The organism is Paraburkholderia sp. RL17-347-BIC-D, assembly GCF_046027915.1.
GTDB lineage: Bacteria > Pseudomonadota > Gammaproteobacteria > Burkholderiales > Burkholderiaceae > Paraburkholderia.
In genome coordinates, this window is record NZ_JARESS010000135.1 from 1 (window position 1) to 4,346 (window position 4,346).

Consider the following 4,346-nt stretch of genomic DNA (forward strand, 5'->3'; position numbering starts at 1 on the left):
CGAGAGGGCATAGTGGTCGGACGCAAACACGTCGGCACCTTGATGCGCAAAATGGGCATCGAGGCGCTGTATCGCAAACCGAACTTGAGCCGCAAACATCTGGCTCACAAGATCTGGCCGTACCTGCTGCGCGATCGGAAGATCGAGCGCAGCAACCAGGTGTACGCATTGGACACGACATACGTGCCTATGGCACACGGCTTCGTCTATCTCACTGTTGTGATCGATTGGGCCAGCCGCCGTGTTTTAGCGCACCGAGTCGCGATCACGATGGAGGCTGAGCATGCGGTAGCAGCGCTCGAAGAAGCATTCGCAAAATATGGATTGCCTGAGATCGTCAATACTGATCAAGGCAGCCAATTCACCAGTACGGTCTTCACCGACGCGGTCCTCTCGCGCGGAATCGCTTTGTCGATGGATGGCAAGGGAAGCTGGCGGGACAACGTTTTTATCGAACGACTGTGGCGCAGCGTGAAGTACGAAGAGATATATTTGAAGGCTTATGAGTCCGTCGGCCAGGCACGCAAGTCCATCGCTAACTACCTGACGTGGTACAACCAGCAAAGGCCTCATTCAAGTCTGTCGGACAAGACCCCGGATGAACCTTACTTCGCGATGCTGCCCGCGATGAAAACGGCAGCGTGACCGCCCAGCGTTCCACTTAAAAATCGAAAAAACTGTCCGAACGAACGGGGCCACCTCTCAGCGTCTTTTCACCACTCCAACGAAACTGCGGGTCTAAGCGCGGTTGAACCCGCCTAGCCGATCTGCAGCAACGATACCTCGCTTTCCAGTACGGTCTGCAGTTCGTTGCAGTCAGGTCGCGTCCCCCAGTTTCGGGCGCCGACCACCGATGCGATGGCAATCCATGAACTCGGTGGAAACCACTTCCGAACTACGGTCTCTCCCTGAAGAATCCGCAGACGCCCGGTTTGCTCGCAATAATCGGCACGCAGTTCTGTGCCGTCCAGTTGAACAGTCATGAGAAGGTGACGCGTTCGCTTCATTGATGTCTCCTCGCAAGAAAAGTCCAATGTATGTGACGGAATTCCCAACGGACGTACAGAACCTAGGTAATCTATCAAGTAGCTGGCTATGGCGACCCCACCCACTGATGTAACGAAGGTGCTCAAACACCTGCACTACCTACTCACTTTCAAGGGTGAACGGAAATACCTGTATCGATCTCTCAATCGAGGCTGACAACACCGACGACTCTCTTTTTTACGTGAAATCGGATCTTCCCCCACACCGCACTACTCCGAGCAATCTGTCGGCCGAAGGCGAGCACGTAATAAATCAACGACTGATAATAATAGAGCGAATCTCGTAGGATTCCAAAAATACAAACGACTGCAAGATTTTAGTCCAGATGCCTCACCGCTTCACAGAGATCGGGCTCGAACCGAAATATCACTTGTTTCGTGAAGTCTGCTTGGTAAACTCGCGCCAGCCACGCCAGTAAATGAATACTAGATGTAGGCTCGACTCCCTGCTTATCGGAACGTCCCGTCGTGTATCCGGGAATCCAGCTTCGTGATTAGGTTTTTCCCGAACTCCTCTGCGTTTCACGCGGTCGCGTGGTGTCGACTACGTGCCGGTGCCGAGTCTTTCTCCCGTCAACCGAACCATGTTCGAAAAGGTGTGAAGATTTGACGCTGTCCGTCCTGAGGTAATCTACCCTCCGAACTAGAACCACCTAGGTGGTGTGATTAATATGACACCAAACCGTGGTAATTGACGACAGGTGGGTCAAAACAGATGGACCTCGTCATTAGTTGGCTTTTGCGGTGCTCCAGAGTCGTTGTTGCGGAAAGATACATGCGACAAGAGAGGTACATGTCTTTCGACGAGCGAACTCTCATGCGATGAGCGTACTAGCTACGGTGGCCAATAGCGGCAGCTCCGCTTCCGTCGCCGGATTGAAAAATGTGTCGCTACCGAGGTCATCAGTGGGATCGTACGACTCGAGGGCGGGGTTCCTGCGCGTATGTTCGATGGTCGTCTTCGGTCCATAACACCTACTGCCGAGCGGCGCCACTTTACGAACACGTGGTGCCTCTGCTAACCGCACCGAGAGAGGCTGCCAAATAGCTGCTTTTGGCAAGGAAATGGTACGTGGACGACTACGGGTGAACGTTCACCCCCTTTTCCTCGATGACATATGAACGACTGCAGCAAAGCCAACCCGGATCTCAAGCGTTATCTGGTCATGCACGACCAACCTGGTGACATCATCTCTTAGAGCTTCAATCTGGCTATCCGATTCGACGAGAGACTCACTCTTCTTCCTGGAAAGGTGGCAAGCTGCTCGAAACGCGGATACTCACGATAGCATCACCTTCATACTTGAACGAGCATAATCGTCCGCTTGGCAAAGGTGAGTCTCGCGACTCTTCGCACTTTTTCCTAAACCATCCGACTCCCGAGTTTCGTCCCCCACTTTATTCAGAGAGATAACCCAGCTGGCTCGTTTTTGAGCGTGACACCCCGTGAAACAAGCGAACTTCAAGATATTCGCAGAACGGACCGGGTACACGCCGCCAGCACCGACCCAGAAAATGTGACCACGCTCCTCAATGGACGGCGTGCCATCTTTCGTAGCGATATCGGACACCCGCACTGTCGTCGCAAAGACTATTCTGGCCGTGAGGCGCGCTTACGACTGCCATCCCCGTCATGGCATTCCCCCCGCTCACCGCGCAGACGCTCACGGATTGTCGCAGGAGCCGCGACGGGCGAGCGAAACCCTGGGCTGAGCGTGAACGTCTTGCCGTCGCGCACGATAAACATGATGAAGTCCGCGCCCCCGTTTCCAGCGGACGCGCCTATCCGCAAAGCCTACGACGTCGAAGAACTTGCGTCAGATTAGACCATGGTACGGGCCGATCCTGGCGAGCAGACACAATGCTCTGACCCACAATGCAAGAAGACCTTATAAGACGCACTAAGGAATGCTAAAGCAACCGCTTATTCCGAAGATCTCTCGCGTTTATATTTCAGGTACACACACTATCCTTGATCTAAGGGTCTCCCATAATCTTGTCTAGACGTGTGCGGAAACACCCGATTTTTCGACAATGAATAGCGTATGTACAAGCATGGCCGGACAATTTCAAACACATAGGACTCCGGGAAATTCCCCATCATGGAACTGGACTATTTGATACGCTACAAGACGATTCGATAAGTCTGAAATCGAACACATCTCTACACTTGTTTCACGTGAGCCGTTGCCGAAAGCGAAGGAGACATCGGCAAGAGTTGTCTGAATCGATTCAAAACGCGAGGGGCCTGTTCCTTCCTCCAATACATGAAACTAGGAGACGACCCCATGCTCTCCGTACACGAGAACCCAATACAACTCGAGATCGTTGGCCCGAAAATGAGTGAACTCGGCCAGCCGAATTCCGTTACGGGAAGTTTCACGTTGTCAATGAAGACTACAAATACAACAGGTAACGATGAAAATTTTCCGTTGTGCTTTACCACCGGCAGCGGCGTTGATGTCGTTCAAGCACTACCGGCTTCTTCCGAACGTCATCGGTTGCGCGGCGTAGTTGTATATCCGCTTTCCGCTGGGGCTCATGGTCGAGGGAACACCGGACGCGTGGGATTCCAGCACAGCTTCGAATCGGCGGGCAAAAAATTTGCCCCGTCCACATACGCGCTCGCGATGCGAAGTGCTGCTGCGTGGAGTCAGCTCTGGCGCCTGGTGGGTATTCCGCACCGTTGTAATAACTGACGTTAAATTTCAAACAAGGAGACATGACCGTGATTTCTCTCAGAGCCACTGTTTTTTTATTAATTATACTAACGATATTGGGGATTTCCGCACAGCCATCATCCGCTCAGGTCGGCGATCTGAGGGATCCACAATACAAGCCGACCTCCACGCAACTGACCAAGCCTGGCGAGTTCAAGAAGAAGCCTCCCTACAACATCGTTTTGGCTATGCCGGGTCTTTTTACGACATGGTTAATCCAGCAAACCGAGGAGGTACGCCACGAGGCAACGTTGCATGCCGAAATTGCGAAGCTCACGGTAATATCAAGCGATTCGAACGCAGCCAGACAGGCTGCTGACCTCGAAGATCAGATTCAGGGGACGCCGCGCGATCGCATGAGATCCATGTCTACGCCTCACGGCTGGCTGTCGTCTGGGGTGGGCTAGATCAAACAAAAGGGTAACTCTGCAAACATTCCGGTTACCCGCATCCACGAACCTTCGTCTATAACTACGCTTAACGAATTGAGATCGAAGATGAACCCGAATGTCAGTGGCCCTGCTACCGTGCTTTAGCGGTCGGGAACAGCGCAGAGGCGAGCGTTATCTACGCCGCAGCC

General features: G+C 53.0%; 4 protein-coding genes. 3 read left to right on the forward strand and 1 reads right to left on the reverse strand.

The genetic code is table 11. The features are described from left to right. A partial coding sequence (locus P0D96_RS47480; RefSeq protein WP_408321197.1) for an IS3 family transposase occupies positions 1–645 on the forward strand: 645 nt, incomplete at its 5' end. Positions 646–758: 113 nt separating this feature from the next. Here P0D96_RS47480 and P0D96_RS47485 read toward each other — a convergent pair. Further along, positions 759–1,007 carry a hypothetical protein gene (locus P0D96_RS47485; RefSeq protein ID WP_408321199.1) on the reverse strand — a complete coding sequence of 83 codons (249 nt, stop codon included), beginning with the start codon at positions 1,005–1,007 and terminating at the stop codon, positions 759–761. A gap of 2,327 nt (positions 1,008–3,334) precedes the next feature. Here P0D96_RS47485 and P0D96_RS47490 point away from each other — a divergent pair. Both P0D96_RS47490 and P0D96_RS47495 read left to right on the forward strand, forming a co-directional pair. Next, positions 3,335–3,745, forward strand: a complete 411-nt coding sequence (locus P0D96_RS47490; protein ID WP_408321201.1) for a hypothetical protein — start codon at positions 3,335–3,337, stop codon at positions 3,743–3,745. Positions 3,746–3,768: 23 nt separating this feature from the next. Then, entirely contained in the window at positions 3,769–4,173 is a 405-nt protein-coding gene (locus P0D96_RS47495) for a hypothetical protein (protein ID WP_408321203.1), read from the forward strand. Positions 4,174–4,346: the final 173 nt, after the last annotated feature.